The sequence below is a fragment of the Algibacter pectinivorans genome (genome assembly GCF_900112595.1).
In the GTDB taxonomy this organism is placed as follows: Bacteria; Bacteroidota; Bacteroidia; order Flavobacteriales; family Flavobacteriaceae; genus Algibacter_B; species Algibacter_B pectinivorans.
The window spans coordinates 504,494-527,986 of record NZ_FOMI01000002.1 but is presented as its reverse complement, the minus strand read 5'-3'; the positions used below and the strand labels follow the sequence as shown (position 1 = coordinate 527,986).

Below are 23,493 nucleotides of genomic sequence, written 5' to 3'. Positions count from 1 at the left end.
TCATGGGAAAAGTAACAGGATTTAAAGAATTTGAAAGACAAGATGAGAGCTACAAGCCTGTAGAAGATCGTGTAAAGCATTATAAAGAATTTACTCAACCTCTAGCCGAGGAAGAAATAACAAAACAAGGGTCGCGTTGTATGGATTGCGGTATTCCTTTTTGCCATAGTGGTTGTCCGTTAGGAAACTTAATCCCTGATTTTAACCATATGGTTCATCAAGGAGAATGGAAAAAAGCCTCATGGTTACTGCACTCTACAAATAATTTCCCAGAATTTACAGGTCGTTTATGCCCTGCCCCATGCGAAAAATCGTGTGTATTAGGTATTATTGAAGACCCTGTGTCTATAGAAAATATTGAAAAAAATATTGTAGAACGTGCTTTTAAAGAAGGTTGGATAAAACCACAACCACCAAAAACTAGAACCGGTAAAACGGTTGCTGTTGTAGGTTCTGGTCCTGCTGGTTTAGCCGCGGCTCAACAATTAAACAGAGCGGGACACACTGTTACTGTTTTTGAACGCGATGACGAAATTGGAGGCCTATTACGCTACGGTATTCCAAACTTTAAAATGGAGAAAGAGATTATAGACCGTCGTTTAGCCATTTTAAAAGCCGAAGGTATTACATTTAAAACCAATGTAAATGTTGGGGTTAATTATGATGTTAAAGACCTTAAAGCCTTTGACTCCGTAGTACTTTGTGGTGGTGCAACAGAAAGACGAAGCCTACCAACACCAGGTATTGATGCCGATGGTGTGGTACAAGCTATGGATTTCTTAACCCAACAAACCAAAATATTATTTGGTAAAAAAGTTGAAAATCAAGTATTAGCAACAGATAAAAACGTAATTGTAATTGGTGGTGGTGACACAGGATCAGACTGTGTAGGAACATCAAACAGACAAGGCGCTAAATCTGTAGTTAATTTCGAAATTATGCCTAAACCACCTGGGCACCGTTCGCCAACTACACCTTGGCCTTTTTGGCCATTACAATTAAAAACATCATCGTCTCACGAAGAAGGCGTTGAGCGTAATTGGTTAATTAATACAAAGGAATTTGTAAAAGATGAAAACGGAAAATTAACAGCTTTAAAAACGGTTAATGTAGAATGGAAAATGGTTCCTGGTGAACGTCCTCAACTTATAGAAGTTGCCGGTACCGAAAAAACTTGGCCATGCGACTTAGCTTTATTAGCACTTGGTTTTACAGGTCCAGAAAGCACCTTGGCTGATAAACTAGGTATTAAAACAGATGCTCGTTCTAACTATAAAGCAGAGTACGGAAAGTATCAAACCAATATTCCAAATATATTTACAGCAGGCGATATGCGTCGCGGACAATCCTTAATTGTTTGGGCTATTTCTGAAGGTAGAGAAGCTGCTAGACAAGTAGATTTATATTTAATGGGTAAATCTAATCTACCTTCCAAAGATGTTACTGGCGATTTAGTTGCTATGTAAAATCCATAATATTTTAATTAAAAAATGCGAACTTTACAGTTCGCATTTTTTTTGTCATGATATTTTTATAAACCGCTGTATAAACTCTTCTTTACGCCTTACAGAAACATCTATATTTTTATTATCCTGCATTGTAACATAACCACCTTTACCTTTGGTGTATTTAGTAACATAATTTAGATTTACCAAGTAGGAGTTATGCACCCTAAAAAAATGATTATTACTAAGCAATTTATCAAAAGTTTTTAATGTTTTTGAAGTAGTAATTTTTTCACCATGTTTGGTATAAATATGCGTGTAATTAACATCTGCATTACAGTACAAAATATCTGAAACCTCAACAAAAACATAACCATCTGATGTTGCTATACTAATTCTTTTTAATGCATTTTTTACTTTCAAATTATGGAAAAGCACATCAATTTTGTTCTTTAAATCTGATGTTTCAACCACTTTTTGAAGTTTTAAAACCGTGGCATGAAAATCATCTTTATCAATAGGTTTTAGTAAATAATCTAAAGCACTAAAACGAAAAGCTTCAACTGCATAAGTTTCAAAAGCCGTTGTAAAAATGACGTTAAAATTTATATGTTCAATTTGTTTTAAATAATCGAACCCGGTTTGATTCCCTATCATAACATCTAGAAAGACTAATTCTGGTTGTAAAAACTTAGTACCTTCAATTCCTGCTTCAACCGTATTAAAGGTACCTAAAACATTAAAAACATCGGGGTAGCTTGATGTTAATTTTAAAACAACATCTGTACAATGTTGCTCGTCATCAATTATTATGGTTTTTATCATAATTAAAAAGCAAGTTTTAATGGCAATTTAACTTCTACTCTTACCCCTTGTTCCTTGTCAATAATACGAAGGCTACCTTTGGTTTTATTCTGTGCGTTGATAATATCTATTCTATTTTTGGTTAAATTTATGCCTAAAGAGGTATTTTCTTTAGATACTTTAATAGCCTGTTTTCTGCCCACACCATTATCATCTACAACACAAAACAGCACATTGTTTTCTTTTTTAAACGCAACACTAATATGTCCGGACCGCTCCATTTGCGCAATGCCATGCCAAATGCTATTCTCCAAAAAAGGTTGGAAAATTAATGGTGGTATTAGTGTATTACTAGCATCAATAGCATCATCAACCTTTATGGAATACGTAAAACTATTATTAAGGCGTTTGTTTTCAATATCAAGATAGTTTTTTAAAATTTCAATATCATCCTTTAATAAAACTTCTTTTTCGGTTGAGCTTTCTAAGGTTTTTCTAACCAATTTAGAAAATTTAGTGAGGTAGTTAGTGGCCGATTCACTATCATTCTTTACAATATAACTGTTAATAGAATTAAGAGAGTTAAATATAAAATGCGGATTCATTTGCGCTCTTAAAACTTTTAGTTCGGTGTCGGTTACCTTATTTTTAAGTTCAATTTCTTTTGCTTTTGCAACCGCTAATTGCTTTCTTCTAAACAAGGTAACACCAATAATTGAGGCTACTAAAACAATAAATCCTACTAGTAAGGAAGTGTTTTTAATAAGTTTTTGTCTGTTAATCTCTTCTTCGGCTAAAAGTTGTTTTTTTTCGTGTGCTGTATTTAATAGTTGCTTTTCTAAATTGTACTTGTGCTTTGCTTCTAAACTGGCCAACTCTTCTTTATTTTGCATGGCATTAAAACTATCAATAAGCTTAATATGGTTTTTGTAATAGGTTAGAGCCTTTTTGCTTTGGTTTCTAGATTCATAAATATTAGACAAGTTTTCCCATGCACTAGCTTCCCACTCTACTGCGCCAATTTCCTTTGCTAGGTTTAATGTTTGTTTAGCATACCTTTCTCCTTGAGCATAATCGCGTTTTAAAATACTAATATTACTTAGGTTATTAAACACTAAAATCTGCACATACTTATCATCATTTTGCTGTGCTAATCCTTGCACTTTTAGATAATAAAACTCAGCCTTTTTATAATCTCTTTTTCTTTTATAAGCCAACCCAATGTTTAACAGAATGCTCAACTCATACCTGTCATTACGAATTTCTTTGGCTAAGGCTAGAGCTTTTTCTAAGCTTTCAATACCATTATCTATAGATGCTTCTCTTTCTGTTAACAGTGTGCCAATATTGGTTAGTGCTATAATTTGAGAGGATTTATTATCTAGTTTTTCAGAAATAGATAACAGCTTATTGTAATACGTTAAGGCCTTATCAAACTCTCCAGAATCGGAATAAATATTTGCTAAATTATTATAAATACTAGATTCTAAAAGCGCACTATTTTCAATGGTTTTTAAAATTTCTAAAGCCTTATACCATTGCTCTGTTGCTTTTAAAATGTTCCCTTGCCTATAATAAACAACTCCCATTTGCCTTAAGGCTAATACTACACCTTTTTTCCATTTAATATCGGTAGAAATATTAAGAGCTTCTTCAGCTAACTCGTAGGATTTAGCTAGATCTTTACGCACAAATTTATTGGATGTTGTAACTAGTAGTTGTGCTCGTATGGAGTCTTTTTCCGTTTGTTTTTCTAATTGAATTATAAGAGAATCTAGTTCTTTTTGCTCTTGAGAACATAAAACCGCGCTTATTATAAAAACAAAATAACAGAAACTCTTCTTGAGTAACGCATAAATTAAACACATAGAACTTTGTTAGGTTGGTTTAAGATTTAAAAATACGAATAAGAGGCCGAATAATCTCTAATAAAAAACTTAAAATACGTAACAATTAATAACTAAATACTTACAAATAATAAATTAGACTCGCCATTTCCAAATTTAAAATGTATATTTATAGTGCTATTAATTAATTACTTACACTCATGAAATCCCTCAACCGTACATTTTTACTTATTTTACTATGCCTAGTTTTTACTATGCCAATTCAAAGTTTTTCTCAAAACAAAAGACAGTTAAAACCCAAGCGACCTTCTAAAATAGAAAGTGCAGATAAATTTGTAGACCTAACTTATAATCTATACCACAAAGTTTATGTGCACGATAGCTTAACCCAAGTTGGTATTGAAATTCCAACCGATTTGCAAGCCGAACTCTTGGAAAGTGCCCAAAACGACATCGATGAATTATTGCAAGTAATACCAGATGTTATAGACGATATTGGCAATAGTGGAGCCTCGTTTGTAAATAAAGGACGTGCTACTTTAAATTTAAACAAATCTAAAAAAGCCTTAAAATACTGTGCCCTTTATGTAAAAGAGATGGTAGTTGGAACTAAAGAAGAAGTAGACCAAGAATAAAATGCAACAGTATGAAACAGCTTATATTTTTAGTGATGCTCCTTTGGGGCCTAAATAGTTATTCTCAAAATTACGAAAGCAACTATAAAGCCGATATATGTGATTGCATTGAAGCCCAAGAAAACACCCAACAATTACCCGATAAAATTTACCATGCGTGTTTTACTAAACACATGACTACTTATGCAGCTATTATAGATGCACAAATTAAAGAAGAAGATAAAACAAAAAAATTTATAGCCGGACAACAAGTAAGACGTGATTTAAACCAAAAATTTAAATATGATCTAGCATACGTTTGTGATGCTTACCTTGATATTATTGAGGGTAAAAAGCAACACGCTTTACAACAAATGCGATCTAGAAAAATAGACTCTGCTAAAATTGAAAAGTTAAATGAAAACGTTGCTATGGTGCCACATTATTCCAGTTATTTTAATCGTGGCCAGTATTACTATTACATAGGCGACTTAAATAATGCCGAACGCGATATAAAAAAAAGTATCCAAGAAAACCCTATAAATAAAGATGAGATAATAACTCCCCAAGATCATCTTTTACTAGCGTTAATTTACGAAGAACAAAAAAGGTATAGTGAGGCTATAACTATTTATGATGCTGTTAATGCTAAAGCCCTTAATCCATCGGTAGAACTACTAAAAGCTATTGCTTATAGAAAAAGTAAAGGCTATGTTTTAAAACCTAAAGTCGTTTTAAATGAAGGTGTTGAACCTGTTGTAGCAGCAAAAGAGAAAATCGAGACATCACCTGTTAAGGCAGCTCGAAGATCTTCACAAAGAGTTTCGGCACCTAATCCAGAACAAAACAACACAACTGCTAAAAAAAGGAGAACCGCAACAAAAACGAGAACAAGCACAGAAGCGGAAACAGTAAACAAACAAGCACCTACTAAAAGTAAAGACTCAACGAAAAATTTACGCGGGCTTTTCAAACTAGATTGACAACCTAAAAAAAAGTACAACCCTTTAAACCCAACCAAATGAAGCATACTTTACTTATTTTCCTGTTATTTATATTTACTAAAAATTACTCGCAAACAGAAACTAACCTAATACATGTGCCCGAAGTTTGGGAAAATGATATCTGGAACGGCACCATGTGGAATCTAGTTTCTCAAACCACATTCACATTTAATGGTTCGTGCTTAGCTACCGAAGGCCTATCTAAATTTATTGATTACGGAGGCTCTGGAATGCTTGAAAACGCTTCTTACCTTACATTAACTTACAACGCTAACGATTTACCTGTAGAGTCTATAAATCAGCTTTGGAATGAGGATACAGGTACCTGGGAAGATCAGCTAAAAACAGAGTTTTTTTATACGGGAACATATTTAACTGAATATATAAATTATGATTGGCTTGATGATAATTGGGAACCATCTAACAGAGAACTAAACACCTACAACGCTTCAAATTTAATTACAGAAAACATAACTCAAACTTGGGATGAAACTAATATGGTTTGGATGAATAATAAAAAAACAGAATACACCTATAACCCCAACGATTCTTTTAATGTTGTTACTATTTATGATTATAATAGCTCCAACAGTTCTTGGATATATGATACGAAAGAAACATATAACTACACCGGTAATTTATTAAGCTCTAAAAAATCGGACCATTGGAACTCCTCTGCCTGGGAAAATGATAGAATAAGACATTACACCTACAATAGTAACGACTTCTTAATTGAAACCTTAAAAACTAAATGGAACGGCAATACTTTTGAAAATGAAAATCGGGTTTTGCAAACTAACAACAATGATGGCTTCCCTACCCAAATGGTTACCCAAACCTGGATTTTTGGTTCGTGGTTAAATGCTAGTAGAGATAGGCGTACTTACCCGAATTGCTCATCGCTATCTATTAAAGATGTGGAAAAACCGGAACTTAAAATTTACCCCAACCCAACTAAAAACGAATTAAATATTAAGTCTAAAACTTCCGGAGTAATATCAATAACCGATCTAAATGGCAGACTAATTAAAAGCTTTAATCATAAAAATAATACATCAAAATTTGATACTGCCAAAATAAGCAACGGTGCTTATGTCTTGCGTTTTGAAACTGATAATATCAAAGTAACCAAACGCTTAATTATTAATCATTAGCCACCTCATTATTTAACCCTAATAACAAAAAACGCGAACCATAAGGTTCGCGTTTTTTGTTATACTCTATAGCCGTTATACAAGCGTAATCCTAAAAGGTATGTTGTATTATTTTTTTTCAGCATTTCTCATAAATCCCTCTGCTTTTTCAACCATATTTTTACTTCCACAAATAAAAGGTACGCGTTGGTGCAGTTCTGTAGGATCAACATCCAAAGTTCTTGTAAAACCATCACTAGATTTTCCCTTAGCTTGTTCTGCTAAAAACGCCATTGGGTTACATTCATAAAGCAAGCGTAACTTTCCTTGCGGATTTTTAGAGCTTTGTGGGTATAAATAAATACCACCTTTTATCATATTCCTGTGAAAGTCACTTACTAAAGACCCAATATATCTTGATGTATAAGGTCTGTCGTCCTCTTCCTGTTGGCAATATTTAATATAATTCTTTATACCCTGAGGAAAATGAATATAATTCCCTTCATTAACTGAATAAATAGTGCCATCTTCTGGAAACTCCATATTTGGGTGCGATAAATAAAAGGAGCCAATCGCTGGGTTTAATGTAAACCCATTAACACCATCTCCGGTGGTATATACAATCATGGTAGAAGTACCATAAACTACATATCCTGCAGCAACTTGTTCTTTACCTTTTTGTAAAAAATCCTTAAGTTGAACCGGTGTTCCAACGGGCGTTACTCGTCGGTAAATTGAAAATATAGTACCAACCGAAACATTAACATCTATATTTGAGGACCCATCTAAAGGGTCTATAAGCACAACATACTTGTTTTGATGATTTTCGTCTTGGCTGTTTATAGTAATAAAATCATCTTCCTCTTCACTGGCAATACCACAAACAATATTTCTTTTAGTTAAGGTTTGAATAAATTTATCATTAGCATAAACATCTAGTTTCTGTTGGTCTTCACCTTGAATATTGGTATCGCCAGCAGCACCAATAATATCAACTAAACCTGCTTTATTAACCTCATGATTTACAACTTTAGCCGCCAATCGAATAGAATTTAACAGACTTGATAATTCACCTGAAGAATATTTAAAAGATGACTGATTTTCTATTATAAATTCTCCTAGAGTTTGTTTTTTATGCGACATGAAGCTAATTTTTAAAGTTTATACAAATATCTAAAAATTTTAACAAACTATAACGTTTTCGCTCTAGATATATACTTTTAAACGGGTAACTTTAAACTATATTTGACACATTAACAATACATCATGGAATATAAAATTAGAAACGCAAAGGCAAGCGATATGCCACAGGTACATCAATTAATTACCGAATTAGCCATTTTTGAAAAAGAACCAGACGCCGTAGAAGTAACCATAGAAGATTTACAAAACGATGGTTTTGGAGATAAACCAGCATTTCATTGCTTTGTGGCCGAGGTTGACTCTAAAATTGAAGGTATAGCTTTAATATACAACCGCTATTCCACTTGGAAAGGTAAAATAATTCACCTAGAAGATTTAATTGTTAGCAAAGCTATGCGAGGTTCTGGTTTGGGCACTGCGCTTTTAGATACGGTTGTTAAATACGGACACGATTTAGGCGTAAAACGCATTAATTGGGAAGTTATAGATTGGAACGAACCTGCCATAGCTTTTTATGAAAAAAAGGGCGCAACAGTTTTGCGAGATTGGGATGTTGTTCAATTAAGTGAAGCAGGAATTAAAAATTATATAGCAAACTTAAAACATGCAAGTATTTAAATTTGGTGGCGCTTCGGTTAAAGACGCTAATGGCGTAAAAAACTTAGCTATAGTCTTAAAAAAAGTAGGCTATAAAAACACACTTGTAGTTGTTTCTGCTATGGGAAAAACCACTAATGCATTAGAGCTTGTTATTAAAAATTATTTTGATAATAAAACCCAATTACAAAGCTCGCTTCAAGATGTTAAAAAGTATCATAATGCCATTTTATTAGACCTGTTCGACCATGTAAATCATTATGCATTTAAAAAAGTAAACGAGTTATTTGATGAACTTAATAGCTTTTTAAAAAGTAACAAATCGCCAGATTACAATTATGTTTACGATCAAATTATTGGTTATGGCGAGCTTTTATCTACCACTATAATTAGCGCGTACTTAAATACTATTAATATAAAAAATAATTGGATAGATGTAAGAAACCATATAAAAACCGATAATTATTACAGGCGGGCTAATATTAACTGGCAAGCCACTAAACAACTCATAACAACTGGTTTTAATACATCTATTTTAAACATAACACAAGGGTTTTTAGGTAGCGATAACAATAATTTTACAACCACACTAGGTCGAGAAGGTAGCGATTATACCGCTGCCATTTATGCCTATTGTTTAAATGCTAGTAGTGTTACCATTTGGAAAGATGTTCGTGGAGTATTAAACGCAGACCCACGTTACTTTAAAAACGCTCAACTCTTAAATAAAATATCGTATCGCGAGGCTATAGAATTGGCCTTTTATGGCGCTTCGGTAATTCACCCAAAAACGTTGCAACCGCTTCAAGGTAAAGAAATACCTTTGTATGTAAAGTCTTTTTTAAACCCAGAAGCCCAAGGCACTCAAATAGGAAAAAATGAAACCCTAGAACCAATGCTGCCATGCTTTATCGCGAAAAAAAATCAAGTCTTAATTTCGTTATCCTCCCTAGATTTCTCTTATATAGTAGAAGAAAACATAAGCGAAATTTTTAGTCTTTTACATCAATATAAGATGAAGGTAGATGTTATTCAAAATTCAGCCATAAGCTTTTCAGTTTGCGTGGATGATATTTACAACAATCTTGATGCCCTTTTGCATCATTTAAAATCTAAATTTAAAATAACAAGCCATACAAACGTATCACTTTATACCATACGGCATTACACCCAATCCGCAATACAACAAATAGAAACAGGTAAAACTATTTTATTAAAACAAATCACTCAAGAAACCATTCAAGTAGTAACTAAATAAACATTTTAGTACATTTACACCCATGACCAAAGCTCAAGACACAGGATTAGTAACAGCTAAAGAAGTTGCAAAAGCCATACAGCTAGATAAATATGGCTTTATAGGTACGTTTATAGGTTGGGTTTTAATGAAGGTGCTTAAAATATCTACTCTAAATAAATTTTATAAACGCAATAACCACTTAAAGGACGTTGATTTTTTAGACCGTATTTTAGAGGAGTTTCAAATAAAATTTGAAATACCAGACGAAGACCTAAAACGTTTACCAAAAGATGGTGCTTATATAACCGTTTCTAACCATCCATTAGGCGGAATAGATGGCATATTACTATTAAAACTAATGCTAGAACAGCGTAAGGATTTTAAAATAATTGCTAATTTTTTATTACACCGTATTGCCCCTTTAGTACCTTACATAATGCCTGTTAACCCTTTTGAAGACCGAAAAGATGTTAAATCGAGCGTAGCAGGTTTTAAAAACTCCATACTACATTTACGAGCTGGCCACCCATTAGGTATTTTTCCAGCAGGTGAAGTATCTACCTATCGCGATGGTAAATTAGTTGTTGATAGACCTTGGGAAGAAGCCGCTATGAAACTCGTTAAAAAAGCCGAAGTACCAGTTGTTCCTATCTACTTTCATGCTAAAAATAGCAAATTATTTTATAAGCTTTCTAAACTTAGCGACACCTTTAGAACCGCCAAATTACCATCGGAAGTTTTAACACAAAAAAGACGTGTTATTAAGGTTAGAATTGGTAAACCTATATCTGTAAACGATCAAAAAGAACACGGTTCGTTAAAAGAATTCTCTGAGTTTTTACGCCGCAAAACATATATGTTGGCCAATGCTTTTGAGCATAAATCTAAAATATTAGACAATATATCATCAACCTTAAAAACGCCTAAACCTCCTAAAAACATTGTAACTCCGGTTGATAATGCGTTAATAATTGCCGAAGTTGATGCCCTAAGAGAAAACGATGCTAGGCTTTTACAAAGTAAAAATTACGAAGTGTTTTTGGCCCAAGCTAAAGACATGCCAAATATGCTACGCGAAATTGGAAGATTAAGAGAAATTACCTTTAGAGAAGTTGGCGAAGGCACCAACGAGGCTATAGATTTAGATACCTTCGACAATTACTACCACCACATGTTTTTATGGGATAACGACAGTAAAGTACTTGCCGGAGCCTATAGAATGGGCCTAGGAACCGACATTTACAAACAATTTGGTATCAATGGGTTTTACCTGCAGGATTTATTTCGATTTGAACCGGAACTACATAAAATGATGAGCGAGTCCATCGAAATGGGGCGCGCCTTTATAATAAAAGAATATCAGCAAAAACCAATGCCTTTATTTTTACTCTGGAAAGGCATTGTACATACCACATTACGCTACCCAGAACATAAATACCTAATTGGTGGTGTAAGTATAAGTAATCAGTTTTCAAACTTCTCAAAATCCTTAATGGTCGAGTTTATGAAATCGCATTACTACGACCCATATATTGCACAATACGTGCATCCAAAAAAGGAATTTAAAGTAAAACTGAAAGATGCCGACAAAGACTTTGTTTTTGACGAAGCCGAAGCCGATTTAAATAAGTTCGATAAATTTATAGACGAAATAGAACCAGGTGCATTGCGCTTGCCTGTTTTACTAAAAAAATACATTAAACAAAACGCACGCCTAGTCGCTTTTAATGTCGATCCGCTATTTAATAACTCAGTCGACGGCCTCATGTATATTCGCATTGCAGACCTACCAGAAAGCACCGTAAAACCAGTTATGGAAGAGTTTCAGGCAGAGTTAGAGCGTAAATTAGAAAACAAAACCGAATAATTTACTCATTTTCTTTAAAGATAAATTAAATAAAAAAAGCCAAAGATTTAATTTTGACTTTTTTATTTATGTGTTAAAAGGGCTTAAAACCAAGGTTTTTTACCTACCTGATATGTATTATAAAATTCTGCGTCTGATTTGGTTAAATACATAATACCTTCAATCAATCCAATAACCCCCATCAAACCTGCTCCAATACCACAAGTAATTCCTCCAATAACTAAAGTAACAACAAGCATAATGATGCCCTCCTTATTGTAGCCTAAAATAAATTTATGCACCCCGAATGCCCCTAATAAAATAGCTAATATTCCGGCCAAAACTTTCTTGTTTTCACCTGTAGCTTTATCAAATGCTTCTTTGGCTCCTTCTGAAAACTCAGAAGCTGCTTCTTTAGCTTCACTGGCAAACTCCTTAGCTTTTTCTTTAGCTTCTCCAGCTATTTCTTCAGCTTTATCTGCTGCTTTTTTTGCGCCATCTTTTGCGTCTCCTAACATATCATTTAGGTCGTCGCTTAAATTTTTTTCGTCAGACATTTATTTAGTATTTTTTTGGTTAGACTGTAAAATTAGTAAAAATTAAATTGTTATATATCTATATGTAACATTACCTAACCTAATGTTACATAGTCTATTAGTTATTTTATTTAAATAACATAATTACACCACCAAGAGCGGTTACAATTAAAATAAAACGTCTGTAATTTACATTGGAAATTAGCTTAACAATTTGAGCTCCTACAAAAAACCCTATTATTACGGCCGGAATTAAAACAGAATTTAAAACCAAAGTCTCAACCGTAACGGTTTTCCAAACAAAGATGTGAAATGGCAACTTAAACACATTTATAATAAAAAACAACCATGCCGCTGTACCTATAAACTCGTTTTTAGGAAAACGCATTACCATAAAATAAATATTAGAAACAGGACCCGCCAAATTACCAATCATGGTTGTAAAACCTGCTAAAAAACCTAAGGAAATACCAAAAATTTTATTGGTTGGTACGCTATCAGACTTTTTGTTTTCGTTATAAAACATTAAGGCCACCGAACCTATAATTATAATAGCCATAAGCCTTTTAAAAAGCAATGCCGAAATATCGTTACCTACCCAAACACCAACTAAAACACCAACAATCATCCACGGGATTAGTTTTTTAATAATACCCCATTGCGCATGCCTGTTATAATAAATAACCGCAAAAACATCGGCGCAAATTAGCATGGGCAGTAAAACTCCTGTTGATGCTTTTTCGCCAAAAACAAAGGCCAGAATTACTACGATTATAATACCAATACCTTTTATACCAGATTTAGATAAGCCTAATAAAAAAACGGCAAACCCAATAGCTGCCCACTGTAATATTGTTAAGTTGTAAGATTGAAGAATTTCTATATAAGACACCTTTTGTTTTTAGAAAAACGAATTTACAAAAAAGCAGAGTCTACGGGCTCCCAAAGTTCAATTTTATTTCCGTCGTTATCTAAAATCCAACCAAACTTACCGTATTCATACTCTTCTATTTCGCCTACAATGGTAACGCCCTCTTCTTTTAAAACTTTAAGTAATTTTTTTAAGTGTTCTACCCTATAATTAAACATAAAGTCCTTTTTGGACGGCTCATAATATGTTGTATCCTCGGGAAAAGGACTCCATTGCGTTGAGCATTTTTTACCGTTCTCATCTTTCCACCAAAACGTGCATCCATAATCGTCGGTATTAAAACCTAAATGTTTTTTATACCAATCTTTTGCTGCCTTAGGATCTTTAGTTTTAAAAAATAAACCACCAATGCCTGTTACACGTTTTTTCATAATATATTTTTTTGTTCCAGCCAAAGCGGAAATTAGCCTTACTTTTTTATTGTAGTTTCATAAATATTAATCCATTCTTCGGCGCTTACTTTTGCTGTTAGTTCGCCAATTAAATCGAAAGGAATATCGTCCATTTTTTTAAAACGCATACAACTTTTACCCATATCCAATTTATATTTACAACGTTTTACATACTCTGCAGTAAACCAATCCATAACTTCTTGTTTAGAATAAATGACCATACTGTAAACCGCAATAAAATTTTTTTGAGAAGCCAAATTCATGAAAGGTAATGGTAGTTTTGTGTTACAATGGTAACCTTCTGGATATACCGAATGCGGAATTACGTAACCCAACATACCGTAACTCATGGTCTCTTCTACACCTTTTGGAAGATTATCTAAAATTTGCTGTCTTAGTTTTGTAATAGGTTCTTTTCTGTCTTCTGGCAATTCATCCAGATATTGTTTTACGGTTGTGGCTTTCGATTGCATTTTAAATGTATTTACGTTGAAGAATTAATCCAGATATTAAAGATATAACAAATCCAATAAGCACAACGGTAAAACACATTAGCAACGCCATAAAACCAGAGCCTCCATAATCTTCCATTTGTTTAACGAGTTCTGCTTTTTGGGTTTGATACGCTTCGGGCGAAAGTGTGCTTTCCATAGTTTTTAAGGTGGTTTCTAAATACTCTGTGGCAAAATCTGGGTTTATAACGGTAGTATAAATATAATCTGCAATACCAACACCTATACCAACTAAAACCGATATTAAACCACCAATAATTATTGCATTTCTTAATGACAAGATGCCATTATTTTCATGGTCGCGATAATGTTTAATCCCGAAAAACACAAAGGACAAGCATGCTATCATGGAAGCATAACCCAGAAGTTCTTGCGTGGAGTAACTTAAACCTTTACCAAGTACAATGGATGCTAAAAAAATTACAACACCCGTTAACAAACCATAAAGGCCGTATTTAATAACTGTATTTTTCATCTGTATAGTTTTAGATTTGTTACAAAGCTAGAATACCGGTAGAAAATGAGGTCATACTAAAGTACCAAATGCCTAGTACTTTTGTATAAATGTATTAAATTTTAAATAATTTGAAGCTTTTGTGCTATTTGTAATGCCTGCGTTCTGCGTTTTGCATTTAGTTTTACTAAAAGATTGGAGACGTGTGTTTTTATAGTACTTTCTGAAAGAAACAATTTATTTGATATTTCTTTATTTGATAAACCCTCTGAAATAGCCTGAAGCACCTCGTACTCCCGCGTTGTAATTTCTAAATCTTTTATTTTTTGATAATTAATACCTTGTGAAGCGTTTGCTGGCTTTTGAAGACTCTTTTTATTTATATAAATGCCAACTATTAAAAATATAACGGCAATTATGGTAATTGCAAATTCCATTTTTAAATTTCCAGAAATAATAGAATAGGTACTTATTTGAAACAGTAGTAACAATGCTATTATTAATCCTGAAAAAACTAAGATGGTTTTCTTCATGCATTAAATTTAACAAAATTTCGCTTTAATTTTATCTACAATGGTTTGTGCTAATTTCTCTTTACTTTCAACAGTCCAACCAGCAACATGAGGGGTTAGCAGCACCTTTTCTGAATTAATTAAATATTGAAAAGCCTCTGGCATTTGAGATGAAAACAAACTTTCGAAAGATGCTTTTTCGTACTCCAAAACATCTAAGCCTGCACCTAAAATTTTACCAGATTTTATGGCCGAAACCAAATGGGTTGTAACCACACTTTTACCTCGTGCCGTATTTAAAAACCAAAATGGCTTTTTAAATTGGTTTATAAACGTTTCATTAATCATGTTTAAGGTTAATGGCGTTTGCGGCGTGTGCATACTTAACACCTCTACTTTGTCTTGAAACTCGGTTAGCGACACTTGTTTTGCATTGGCATCGCCAACATTGTTTTTTATATCGTAGCAAAGCACCTCAACATCGAAACCGCGTAGTTTTTTAGCAAAAGCTTTACCCATGTTTCCGTAGCCAATAAGCCCTACGGTTCTGCCATCTAGTTCGATACCACGGTTATCTTCGCGCAACCATTTGCCAGATCTAACCTGGGCATCGGCTTTATTTAATTTATTAAAAAGCGACAGTAACATACCTAAAGTGTGCTCGCCTACGGCATTCCTATTACCTTCGGGAGCAGAAATTAAATACACCCCTTTTTGTTCGGCGTAATCACAATCTATATTCTCTAGACCGGCTCCTACACGACCTATAAATTTTAGGTTTTTTGCGGCATCTAAGAATTGCTTATCTATGGTGAAACGGCTTCTTATAACAATACCATCATACTCATGTATTGAGGCTTCAACCAGTGCTTTTGAAGAGGTAAAATCTTCATGATTAGTGAATCCTAAGTCGTTTAATTGACGGATTAATAAATCGTGGTTGCTATCGAGGTGGAGTATTTTCATGTTGTAAAATTACGGCGTTTTAATTTGTGTAAAAATATGAAAAGATGGTTGTAAATAAGCACTAATTTTGTTTTTGAACACCTTAGTTTACAGATTAACCCGAGTTAGAGATTGCAGTGGAAAGCCCACAGCCTGACGAAGGAAGTGCGAGGACTTGAAACCTTTCGACTTCGCTCAAGACAGGCTCCAAGCCCGACCCTTTTATGGTAACCTGCCTTCCGGCAGGCAGGCGCCCAAAAACTATATACCTAAAATAGATTTCGCTATTAAGAAATAGAGTAAAATACCCAAAATATCGTTGCTTGTTGTAATAAATGGTCCCGTTGCAATGGCTGGATCGATGCCTCGTTTATTTAGAAATAACGGTACAAATGTGCCAATTAAGCCTGCAATAACTATAACGGCGACTAGTGATACTGAAATAGCGAAAGCGACTAACATCTCGCCTTTTACTGCCCAAACAAATAGGAATAAAAATAGGGCTAAAATGGTACCATTTAGAGCGGCAAGTAGCATTTCTTTTATTAAACGGCTGTTTACACTGCCACGAACATCGTCGTTGGCAAGACCTTGCACGATTATGGCGCTTGATTGAACACCTACGTTACCTGCCATGGCCGCGATAAGTGGCGTAAAAAAGAATAGTACAACGGCTTCGCCTGTAAAAAGACCTTCGAAACCTTCCATGATTAAAAAAGCGCCAATACCACCTAATAATCCTAAAAATAGCCATGGTAAGCGTGCTCTAGTAAGTTCGAGAATACTATCATCGGCCTCGACATCGCCGGTAATACCCGCTGCCATTTGGTAATCTTTTTCGGCTTCTTCTTTTAAAACATCAACAATATCATCGATTGTGATACGGCCTAACAGGATTTTATTATCGTCGCTTTGAATTACGGGAATGGCTTCTAAATCGTACTTTGCCATGATTCGGCCCACTTCCTCAACGTTTTCGTTAACGTTTACATAGTCGACGTTTACTTTTACTATTTCGGAGATTTTTTGATCGCTTTTGGCTACTATTAAATCTTTTAATGATAGGCGGCCAACAAGTTTTTCTTCTTTATTAACTACGTAAATGGAATGCACCCGGGTTACCTCTTTGGCTTGCCCACGAATTCTGCGCATACAGCCTGCAACAGTCCAGGTTTCGTAAACTTTTACAAGCTCTTTTGCCATAAGTCCACCAGCAGTATCCTCATCGTAAGCTAAAAGCTCGGTAATTTCTGCTCGGTGTTCCTCATCTTCAATTTGAGCAATTACATCTTTTTGACGCGATTCTGATAACTCTGCAATAATATCGGCAGCATCATCGGTATCAAGCTCTTCAACTTCTTCGGCAATTTCTTTTGCTGAAAGATTTTTTAAGACTTTTTCTCTGTTATCCTCATCCAGCTCCATTAAGATATCGGAAGTGGTTTCAGAATCTAGAAGCTTTATAACATACATAGCCTGTTCTAGATTTAACTCATCTAGAATTTCGGCAATATCGGCGTAATGAAACTCGTCTAAGAACTTTTTGAGTTCCTTATCGTTTTCTTGTTCGATAAAAAGCTCAACTTGCTCAATAAGATCATCAGTTAATTGAAATTGTATGTTTTCGTTTTCTTCTGACAAATGGAAGGATTTAAAAAATTTACGCGTCGTTTTCAAGTAATTGCGTTAGCTCAATAAAGGCTTGAACGCTTAATTGTTCCGGACGTTTGCCAAATATACTATTTGCTTTTAAATTATCGGATAAATTGAATGTTTTTAAACTGTTACGAAGTGTTTTTCTACGTTGCTGAAATGCTGCTTTAACCACCTTGAAAAAGAATTTTTCATCGCATGGTAAACTATAATCTGCTTTTCTGGTAAGTCTTAAAACGCCAGAATCTACTTTGGGCGGCGGATTAAAAACATTTGGCGGTACTGTAAATAAATATTCGGCATCGTAAAAGGCTTGCGCTAATACCGATAAGATACCATAAACTTTACTGCCTTCTTTTGAGCAAATACGTTGTGCAACTTCCTTTTGAAACATGCCTGAAAATTCGGGAATTTGATCGCGCATTTCTAAGGTTTTAAACACAATTTGTGTTGAAATATTATAAGGAAAATTACCAATTATAGCGAATGGCTCCTGATTGAAAACCTCGTTTAAATCGTATTTTAAAAAATCTTTTTCTATAATGCGTGGTGCCAGGTTTAAATAATTGGCTTGCAAATACTCCACTGATTCGGTATCAATTTCAATAACGTAAGTCGTACAGTCTTTTTTTAGCAAGTACTTGGTAAGCACGCCCATTCCTGGACCAATTTCCAGAACATTTTTATAATCTTTTAAAAGGAGTGTGTCTGCAATTTTTTCGGCTACAGTCTCATCATTTAAAAAATGTTGACCTAAATGCTTTTTTGCTTTTACTTGATGATTGTTTGATTTGTTTGACACAGAATTTTTCCTTTTAGCTTACAAAGATACAAAAGACCTTTTCGACTAAGCTTAAGCTAGCAAAAAGTTTTAAAACTGTAATTTAAAACCCTCGTGAGAGGCTATAAAACCTAAGTTTTCGTAAAACTTAATAGCTTCGGGACGTTTTTTATCGGAAGTTAGCTGAACAAGTACCGCATTTTTTTCTTTAGCTCTATTTATAGCCCAAGTAAACATAGCTTTACCTAAACCTTTTCCTTGCTGTTCCTTCTTTATATGAACCGATTCTATTTGCGCTCTTAAGCTCCCTAAACGATTTAAGTATTGTAAAAAGGTAAGTTGTAAGGTGCCAACAACATCGTTAGCCTCATTAACAACAACTATTAGCTCGTGGTTTTTATCTTCACTAATGTTTTTAAAAGCATCTAGATACTCCTTGGGCAAAGGTGTTTGAAACTTTTCTCTGCTTTTACCAAGTTTATCATCGGCATACATGGCAACAATTTCTGGTAAATCATCTGGAGTCGCTTTTCTATAAATCATTACTAAAGGTTATTTAAAGTTTACCGTGTACTCGTCTACAATTTCAAGTTCGGTCCTAAACGCCAGCATTTTATCTGCGAACTTTTTTAATCCTTCTTGTTGTAATCTATCGGCATCTTCTCTATAAAAAGCATCCAAAGCCTCGCGAGAATACGAGCGGTATTGTACCGAATAGGTAACACCTCCCATATCTTCTTCTACTAAAACTTGAGTTAAGGTCGCTTTTTCAAATTTTCCAGTTCCTAAAACTTTTGGAATGTGTTCTTTTATCCAAATAAGCCATTCGCTGTGAATAGATTCGTCGATATTTAATGTTTCGTTATATATAATCATAGCTTAAAAAATTTCAAATTTCAACTAATCACAAACAGCTATTACCTTCTGGAATTTAAATTTGATTGTTTGGTAATTGATATTCGATTTCGTTTATAATGTTTTTGCAAATAACAGGAGTTCTTCATCATCTGCAAAAGGTTTTACGAGTTTTTCGAAGGTAAAACCCAATTTTTCAATCAATTTAATAGATTTTTTATTGTCTGGATTAATAATAGCTATTAGCCTTTTTAGTTCGAATTGTTGTTTAGCTAGCTTTATAACTTCCTTTGAAGCCTCGTGTGCTAAACCTAAACCCTCATAACCTGGTAGCATTGCAAAACCAATATCAACATCATCTAACGTATCTCGTTTAATTAAACCACAAGTGCCAATAGGTTTGTTATTTTCTGTTTTAAGCAGTAGTTTATAAAACCCAAACCCCGTGGATTGATAGCTTTTAAGATGTCCCTCTTGTATTCTTTCTTCGGCTGCTTTTACGGTTTTAGTATTGCGGTCGCCAATATATTTTATCCAATTGGGCGCGTTTACAAGCTCTAAAAAAAAAGGCGCGTCTTTTAATGTGAATTTTAAAATAAGAAGCCTGTTGGTTTCTGCAACTATCATATTAATTTATAGCATCGCCACGCAAGGTTCGGTAGCGTTTTCTCGCATCTACAAAGTAAATACTATCGGCATGATTAAAAATAATTTGCTCGTAGAGTCCCTTTGCTTTTTCGGGAAGGTTTAATTGCTTTTGATATATTTCTGCTAAATGAAAAAGTGCATCGTCCATTAAAATACCGTCTTTATAATTATCTATCATAGCCTGATAATTTACGGCAGCCTTGTCGTACTGCAATTTCAATTCGAATAATTGTGCTTGTTTGTATAAGGCTTGAGCGATAATTGGTTCGGTTTTATGTGCTTCTAAAATATTATCTAGCAATGTTATAGCCTCGTCATTTCTATTTTGAAACGCTAACAAATCTGCTTTAGCATAAAGCTTTAATGCGGTTTGAAGGGAATCTTCGTATTTATTATCGGTAATTAAAAGTTTTAAGTCCAACGCATCATTTGCTATAAGTTGCGATGTTGATGCTTTTAAAATTTTAAGTTGCGATTCTGCCCATTTAAAATCGCCTTTATAATAACTTGCTTTAGCTACTTTAAAACGAGCTTGTTGCGAAATGGTACTGTTTTTAAGGTTTCGCTGAATTTGAGTATAATAAATTAAGGCCTTATTAAATTTTTCTTGAAGAATTAAAATATCACCTAATTCTAACTTTACTTGTGCTTTTTCTAGGGTTGATAAAGGCTGCTTTAAGGTAGATTCCAAAAAGCTAGTAGCCGCTTTAGTTTCGTTTAAATAGAATGCCAAAAAGTGGCCGTAAGCAATTTGTAGCTCTAGTGTTTCTGGTTGCTCGCCATAGGTTCTTAATAACTCTAGATACTTGCTTTTTATAGCCCCATAGTTTGCACCCGATTTTAAATCTATTTGTATTAAGTTTTGATGCGCTTTAAGTTTGGTTTGGGCATCTGGTGCCGTTTCAATAATATAGTTTAAAACATCTTGAGCGACTTCGTTTTCATTATCGTTTACAGCAATTAATGCCAACTCTTCAATACGACTTAAACTTTCTGGTTGCCTTTTATAAATAGCCTTTTCTTGGGCAAAAGCCTTTTTTAAATCTTTTTGTTGAATAAATAACCAACTTAGTAACTCATTCCAGAGCGTGTTAGGTTCTTGCTGCATCTTTTTTAGTAGCAATTTGCGTAACAACACGTTGTTTTCGTTAGTACTATCCTCACTAATAAAATCGTTTATAGCACGTTTAACATCTCTTAAAACAAGCGGGTTGGATTCGGCAAAATTTAAGTAACTATTAAACATTTTTTCAATGTTACCTTGCTCGCCATAAATTTGAGCTAACTGCACATTAAAATTAAGATCTGGATTTAAAACAACTGCTTTTTCGTAGGCTATTACAGCTTCGTTTAAAAGCGAATGGTTTTGAAAACCTCTAGCTACGGCATAAACATTTGTTGCTCTTTCATCTATTTTTGAAATTGCAAGTTTATAGTATTCATTAGCTTTTTCTAAGTTATTTTTTAACTGATAATTATACCCTAACTCCACAATAAAAGCAGGATACTGAATACGCTGCATTAATTCTAGAATAAATTTTTCGGCCTCATCATATTGCTCGAGTTGCTGATACGTGCTTATAATTTGAGTGATATAAGTAATATTGGAAGACGATTTTGCATATAACTTTTTGTACTCAATTAAAGCTTTTTCGTATTCCGCTTTTTCAAAATAATTTTTAGCTATCGTTGCATTTTGTGCGCACAAAACACCCGAAATTAAGAAGCAAAAAATGAGAATATATCGCATACGGTAAATATAATAAAAGTAATGTTTTGAAATTGTACTAACACAAAGTAATTCATGGCAGTGCTAATAAATATCCTAATTAACTCAACCAACACCTAACAGTATTACCTAAACAAAAAAGTGCTCGATAAATCGAGCACTTACCAATCAAAAATAATTTTTTATTAACTACTAGTTAACTAAATACTTGGATTGGGGACAGTATTAAATTCTTAATAACACACCAAACAAAACCAGCTTAACGGCTAGCTATTGGATTTACTTAGAACGCCTGTTTTTTTAAATTATTACTTTAAAATAAAATTCTATTTACTAGCAATTACAGTTGAAGTACTTTCTGATTCAAACAATTCGAAATCTGAAGACAACACCTGAGATGCCACAAATATTAAAGTAATTAATAGGATAATACGCTTAAAATTCTTCATAATCAGTAGGTTAATAAGATTAGGTTAAGCGAACTTGCAAAATATTCCTTAAAAAATAAAATAAAGCATGCTAAAATCGTTAAACAACATAAATAATACGCATTTCATCGATAAAATAAACATAAAACACTAAAATTTGTAGTATTTTACTTTAGTTTATGATTTTAAATCCTGTATAAGGCTGAAGTACTTCTGGTATTACAATACCGTCTTCGGTTTGATAATTTTCAAGAATTCCGGCCAACACTCTAGGCAATGCTAAAGAGCTTCCATTTAAAGTATGTGCCAATTCGTTTTTACCTTCGCTATTTTTAAATCGTAGTTTTAAACGATTGGCCTGAAACGTTTCGAAATTTGAAACAGAAGAAATCTCTAACCACCTATCTTGCGCAGTAGAAAACACCTCGAAATCGAAAGTTAAGGCTGCGGCAAAAGAGGTGTCGCCACCACATAAACGTAAAATTCTGTATGGTAATTTTAATTCTTTTAAAATATCTTTTACATGGTCTATCATACCATCGAAAGCTTTATAAGAATTACTTGGGTGCTCTACGCGTATAATTTCAACTTTATCAAATTGATGCAATCTATTTAAACCTCTTACATGAGCACCGTAGCTTCCCGCTTCGCGACGGAAACATGGTGTATACCCAGTAACACCAACCGGAAGTTCGCTTTCGCTTAAAACCACATCTCTAAAAATGTTAGTTCCTGGTACCTCGGCTGTTGGTATTAAATATAAGTTATCTTCTGTAACATGATACATTTGACCTTCTTTATCGGGCAATTGCCCAGTACCAAAACCAGAGGCTTCGTTAACCATAAGTGGTAATTGATATTCGGTATATCCTGCCGCAGTATTTTTATCTAAAAAATAAGCAATTAATGCACGTTGTAATCTTGCGCCTTTACCTTTATAAACTGGAAATCCTGCACCGGTAATTTTATTACCAAGCTCGAAATCTATAATATCATATTTTTTAGCTAATTCCCAATGTGGTAGTGCTCCATCATGTAATGTTGGTATATCGCCTTCCTTATAAATTTCTTCGTTATCCTCTTCTGAGTTTCCTTTTGGAACAGAACTATGCGGTACGTTAGGTATTTTATATAGCAATTGGTTTAAAGCTTCTACCTTAGTATTAAGCAGGTCTGAAAGATCTTTTGAAGTCTCCTTTAAAATGCTTGTTTTTTCTTTTAAAGCATTAGCCTTTTGCGCATCTCCAGATTTGTACAAGTTCCCTATTTCTTTGGATAGGCTATTAGATTCGGCTAAAGTATTGTCTAATTCTGTTTGAAGACGTTTTCTGTCTTCATCAAAAGTAAGAACATCATTAATCATTTCAACCGCATTAATATTTCGTTTTGCTAAGGCTTCAACAACTAATTCTTTATTTTCTCTAATAAAAGCAACTTGTAACAT

25 protein-coding genes are annotated in these 23,493 nt (G+C 33.9%); 7 read left to right on the top strand and 18 right to left on the bottom strand.

Going from position 1 to position 23,493, the window contains the following annotated elements:
- Nucleotides 1-2 precede the first annotated feature (2 nt).
- A complete protein-coding gene (locus BMY96_RS04975) occupies nt 3-1,466 on the top strand; it encodes a glutamate synthase subunit beta (RefSeq protein ID WP_092849828.1) in 1,464 nt (487 codons plus the stop codon).
- A gap of 54 nt (nt 1,467-1,520) precedes the next feature.
- Here the strand turns inward: BMY96_RS04975 and BMY96_RS04970 are convergent, their stop codons facing one another.
- Together BMY96_RS04970 and BMY96_RS04965 are read right to left on the bottom strand one after the other, a co-directional pair.
- Nucleotides 1,521-2,270, bottom strand: a complete 750-nt coding sequence (locus tag BMY96_RS04970; RefSeq protein WP_092849826.1) for a LytR/AlgR family response regulator transcription factor — start codon at nt 2,268-2,270, stop codon at nt 1,521-1,523.
- Between the two features lie 2 nt (nt 2,271-2,272).
- The gene (locus tag BMY96_RS04965; protein WP_092849824.1) at nt 2,273-4,117 is read right to left on the bottom strand and encodes a tetratricopeptide repeat-containing sensor histidine kinase; all 1,845 of its coding nucleotides are present in this window, start codon (nt 4,115-4,117) and stop codon (nt 2,273-2,275) included.
- Between the two features lie 179 nt (nt 4,118-4,296).
- Here BMY96_RS04965 and BMY96_RS04960 point away from each other — a divergent pair, with 179 nt between their 5' ends.
- The 3 genes from BMY96_RS04960 to BMY96_RS04950 are packed head-to-tail and all read left to right on the top strand — an operon-like array spanning nt 4,297 to nt 6,868.
- On the top strand, nt 4,297-4,731 hold the full coding sequence (locus BMY96_RS04960) for a hypothetical protein (RefSeq protein WP_139205212.1): 435 nt from the start codon (nt 4,297-4,299) through the stop codon (nt 4,729-4,731).
- A gap of 11 nt (nt 4,732-4,742) precedes the next feature.
- Nucleotides 4,743-5,693 carry a tetratricopeptide repeat protein gene (locus BMY96_RS04955; protein WP_139205211.1) on the top strand — a complete coding sequence of 317 codons (951 nt, stop codon included), beginning with the start codon at nt 4,743-4,745 and terminating at the stop codon, nt 5,691-5,693.
- A 38-nt stretch (nt 5,694-5,731) separates the two neighbouring features.
- The gene (locus BMY96_RS04950; protein ID WP_092849817.1) at nt 5,732-6,868 is read left to right on the top strand and encodes a T9SS type A sorting domain-containing protein; all 1,137 of its coding nucleotides are present in this window, start codon (nt 5,732-5,734) and stop codon (nt 6,866-6,868) included.
- A 108-nt stretch (nt 6,869-6,976) separates the two neighbouring features.
- Here the strand turns inward: BMY96_RS04950 and fbp are convergent, their stop codons facing one another.
- The gene (fbp, locus tag BMY96_RS04945) at nt 6,977-7,990 is read right to left on the bottom strand and encodes a class 1 fructose-bisphosphatase (protein WP_092849814.1); all 1,014 of its coding nucleotides are present in this window, start codon (nt 7,988-7,990) and stop codon (nt 6,977-6,979) included.
- A gap of 123 nt (nt 7,991-8,113) precedes the next feature.
- Here fbp and BMY96_RS04940 point away from each other — a divergent pair, with 123 nt between their 5' ends.
- Genes BMY96_RS04940 through BMY96_RS04930 form a run of 3 tightly spaced genes read left to right on the top strand, consistent with a single transcriptional unit; the run spans nt 8,114 to nt 11,694 of the window.
- Complete coding sequence (locus tag BMY96_RS04940) at nt 8,114-8,608, top strand: GNAT family N-acetyltransferase (RefSeq protein WP_092849811.1); 495 nt, start codon at nt 8,114-8,116, stop codon at nt 8,606-8,608.
- A complete protein-coding gene (locus tag BMY96_RS04935) occupies nt 8,595-9,845 on the top strand; it encodes an aspartate kinase (RefSeq protein ID WP_092849809.1) in 1,251 nt (416 codons plus the stop codon). The genes BMY96_RS04940 and BMY96_RS04935 overlap by 14 nt, the downstream gene beginning before the upstream one ends.
- A 22-nt stretch (nt 9,846-9,867) precedes the next feature.
- Nucleotides 9,868-11,694 (top strand): GNAT family N-acyltransferase, encoded by a 1,827-nt coding sequence (locus BMY96_RS04930; RefSeq protein WP_092849807.1) that lies wholly within the window; start codon nt 9,868-9,870, stop codon nt 11,692-11,694.
- Nucleotides 11,695-11,777: 83 nt separating this feature from the next.
- Here the strand turns inward: BMY96_RS04930 and BMY96_RS04925 are convergent, their stop codons facing one another.
- The 15 genes from BMY96_RS04925 to serS all read right to left on the bottom strand — a co-directional run bounded on the left by BMY96_RS04925 (nt 11,778) and on the right by serS (nt 23,493).
- Entirely contained in the window at nt 11,778-12,230 is a 453-nt protein-coding gene (locus BMY96_RS04925; protein ID WP_092849804.1) for an NINE protein, read from the bottom strand.
- A 106-nt stretch (nt 12,231-12,336) separates the two neighbouring features.
- Entirely contained in the window at nt 12,337-13,101 is a 765-nt protein-coding gene (locus BMY96_RS04920; RefSeq protein WP_092849802.1) for a sulfite exporter TauE/SafE family protein, read from the bottom strand.
- A 23-nt stretch (nt 13,102-13,124) separates the two neighbouring features.
- Nucleotides 13,125-13,511, bottom strand: coding sequence for a VOC family protein (locus tag BMY96_RS04915; protein ID WP_092849800.1), 387 nt, complete (start codon nt 13,509-13,511; stop codon nt 13,125-13,127).
- 38 nt (nt 13,512-13,549) lie between these two features.
- Nucleotides 13,550-14,005, bottom strand: a complete 456-nt coding sequence (locus BMY96_RS04910; protein ID WP_092849796.1) for a DUF1801 domain-containing protein — start codon at nt 14,003-14,005, stop codon at nt 13,550-13,552.
- A 1-nt stretch (nt 14,006) separates the two neighbouring features.
- The gene (locus BMY96_RS04905) at nt 14,007-14,519 is read right to left on the bottom strand and encodes a DUF4199 domain-containing protein (RefSeq protein ID WP_092849791.1); all 513 of its coding nucleotides are present in this window, start codon (nt 14,517-14,519) and stop codon (nt 14,007-14,009) included.
- 101 nt (nt 14,520-14,620) lie between these two features.
- Nucleotides 14,621-15,031, bottom strand: a complete 411-nt coding sequence (locus BMY96_RS04900; RefSeq protein WP_092849787.1) for a response regulator transcription factor — start codon at nt 15,029-15,031, stop codon at nt 14,621-14,623.
- Between the two features lie 9 nt (nt 15,032-15,040).
- On the bottom strand, nt 15,041-15,976 hold the full coding sequence (locus tag BMY96_RS04895; RefSeq protein ID WP_092849784.1) for a 2-hydroxyacid dehydrogenase: 936 nt from the start codon (nt 15,974-15,976) through the stop codon (nt 15,041-15,043).
- 240 nt (nt 15,977-16,216) lie between these two features.
- The gene (mgtE, locus tag BMY96_RS04890; protein ID WP_175473512.1) at nt 16,217-17,596 is read right to left on the bottom strand and encodes a magnesium transporter; all 1,380 of its coding nucleotides are present in this window, start codon (nt 17,594-17,596) and stop codon (nt 16,217-16,219) included.
- Nucleotides 17,597-17,615: 19 nt separating this feature from the next.
- Nucleotides 17,616-18,410: a 16S rRNA (adenine(1518)-N(6)/adenine(1519)-N(6))-dimethyltransferase RsmA gene (rsmA, locus tag BMY96_RS04885; RefSeq protein WP_092849780.1), complete on the bottom strand. Its 795-nt coding sequence runs from the start codon at nt 18,408-18,410 to the stop codon at nt 17,616-17,618.
- A gap of 69 nt (nt 18,411-18,479) precedes the next feature.
- On the bottom strand, nt 18,480-18,932 hold the full coding sequence (locus BMY96_RS04880) for a GNAT family N-acetyltransferase (RefSeq protein WP_092849778.1): 453 nt from the start codon (nt 18,930-18,932) through the stop codon (nt 18,480-18,482).
- Between the two features lie 9 nt (nt 18,933-18,941).
- The gene (locus BMY96_RS04875) at nt 18,942-19,265 is read right to left on the bottom strand and encodes a DUF4286 family protein (RefSeq protein ID WP_092849776.1); all 324 of its coding nucleotides are present in this window, start codon (nt 19,263-19,265) and stop codon (nt 18,942-18,944) included.
- A 93-nt stretch (nt 19,266-19,358) separates the two neighbouring features.
- A complete protein-coding gene (locus BMY96_RS04870; RefSeq protein ID WP_092849774.1) occupies nt 19,359-19,871 on the bottom strand; it encodes a GNAT family N-acetyltransferase in 513 nt (170 codons plus the stop codon).
- 1 nt (nt 19,872) lies between these two features.
- Nucleotides 19,873-21,600 (bottom strand): tetratricopeptide repeat protein, encoded by a 1,728-nt coding sequence (locus BMY96_RS04865; protein WP_349267199.1) that lies wholly within the window; start codon nt 21,598-21,600, stop codon nt 19,873-19,875.
- A gap of 347 nt (nt 21,601-21,947) precedes the next feature.
- Nucleotides 21,948-22,070, bottom strand: coding sequence for a hypothetical protein (locus tag BMY96_RS16150; RefSeq protein ID WP_262481141.1), 123 nt, complete (start codon nt 22,068-22,070; stop codon nt 21,948-21,950).
- Nucleotides 22,071-22,221: 151 nt separating this feature from the next.
- Nucleotides 22,222-23,493 (bottom strand): serine--tRNA ligase, encoded by a 1,272-nt coding sequence (gene serS, locus BMY96_RS04860; RefSeq protein WP_092849769.1) that lies wholly within the window; start codon nt 23,491-23,493, stop codon nt 22,222-22,224.

What these genes read in the sequence shown, in the direction of transcription:
- BMY96_RS04950 (WP_092849817.1), top strand. Translation starts at nt 5,732, where the DNA reads ATGAAGCATACTTTACTTATTTTCCTGTTATTTATATTTACTAAAAAT.
- BMY96_RS04900 (WP_092849787.1), bottom strand. Translation starts at nt 15,031, where the DNA reads ATGAAGAAAACCATCTTAGTTTTTTCAGGATTAATAATAGCATTGTTA.
- BMY96_RS04875 (WP_092849776.1), bottom strand. Translation starts at nt 19,265, where the DNA reads ATGATTATATATAACGAAACATTAAATATCGACGAATCTATTCACAGC.
- BMY96_RS04935 (WP_092849809.1), top strand. Translation starts at nt 8,595, where the DNA reads ATGCAAGTATTTAAATTTGGTGGCGCTTCGGTTAAAGACGCTAATGGC.
- BMY96_RS16150 (WP_262481141.1), bottom strand. Translation starts at nt 22,070, where the DNA reads ATGAAGAATTTTAAGCGTATTATCCTATTAATTACTTTAATATTTGTG.
- BMY96_RS04915 (WP_092849800.1), bottom strand. Translation starts at nt 13,511, where the DNA reads ATGAAAAAACGTGTAACAGGCATTGGTGGTTTATTTTTTAAAACTAAA.
- BMY96_RS04880 (WP_092849778.1), bottom strand. Translation starts at nt 18,932, where the DNA reads ATGATTTATAGAAAAGCGACTCCAGATGATTTACCAGAAATTGTTGCC.
- BMY96_RS04930 (WP_092849807.1), top strand. Translation starts at nt 9,868, where the DNA reads ATGACCAAAGCTCAAGACACAGGATTAGTAACAGCTAAAGAAGTTGCA.
- BMY96_RS04970 (WP_092849826.1), bottom strand. Translation starts at nt 2,270, where the DNA reads ATGATAAAAACCATAATAATTGATGACGAGCAACATTGTACAGATGTT.
- serS (WP_092849769.1), bottom strand. Translation starts at nt 23,493, where the DNA reads ATGTTACAAGTTGCTTTTATTAGAGAAAATAAAGAATTAGTTGTTGAA.
- BMY96_RS04905 (WP_092849791.1), bottom strand. Translation starts at nt 14,519, where the DNA reads ATGAAAAATACAGTTATTAAATACGGCCTTTATGGTTTGTTAACGGGT.
- fbp (WP_092849814.1), bottom strand. Translation starts at nt 7,990, where the DNA reads ATGTCGCATAAAAAACAAACTCTAGGAGAATTTATAATAGAAAATCAG.
- BMY96_RS04895 (WP_092849784.1), bottom strand. Translation starts at nt 15,976, where the DNA reads ATGAAAATACTCCACCTCGATAGCAACCACGATTTATTAATCCGTCAA.
- BMY96_RS04870 (WP_092849774.1), bottom strand. Translation starts at nt 19,871, where the DNA reads ATGATAGTTGCAGAAACCAACAGGCTTCTTATTTTAAAATTCACATTA.
- BMY96_RS04955 (WP_139205211.1), top strand. Translation starts at nt 4,743, where the DNA reads ATGAAACAGCTTATATTTTTAGTGATGCTCCTTTGGGGCCTAAATAGT.
- BMY96_RS04940 (WP_092849811.1), top strand. Translation starts at nt 8,114, where the DNA reads ATGGAATATAAAATTAGAAACGCAAAGGCAAGCGATATGCCACAGGTA.
- BMY96_RS04975 (WP_092849828.1), top strand. Translation starts at nt 3, where the DNA reads ATGGGAAAAGTAACAGGATTTAAAGAATTTGAAAGACAAGATGAGAGC.
- BMY96_RS04910 (WP_092849796.1), bottom strand. Translation starts at nt 14,005, where the DNA reads ATGCAATCGAAAGCCACAACCGTAAAACAATATCTGGATGAATTGCCA.
- BMY96_RS04925 (WP_092849804.1), bottom strand. Translation starts at nt 12,230, where the DNA reads ATGTCTGACGAAAAAAATTTAAGCGACGACCTAAATGATATGTTAGGA.
- BMY96_RS04965 (WP_092849824.1), bottom strand. Translation starts at nt 4,117, where the DNA reads ATGTGTTTAATTTATGCGTTACTCAAGAAGAGTTTCTGTTATTTTGTT.
- BMY96_RS04960 (WP_139205212.1), top strand. Translation starts at nt 4,297, where the DNA reads ATGAAATCCCTCAACCGTACATTTTTACTTATTTTACTATGCCTAGTT.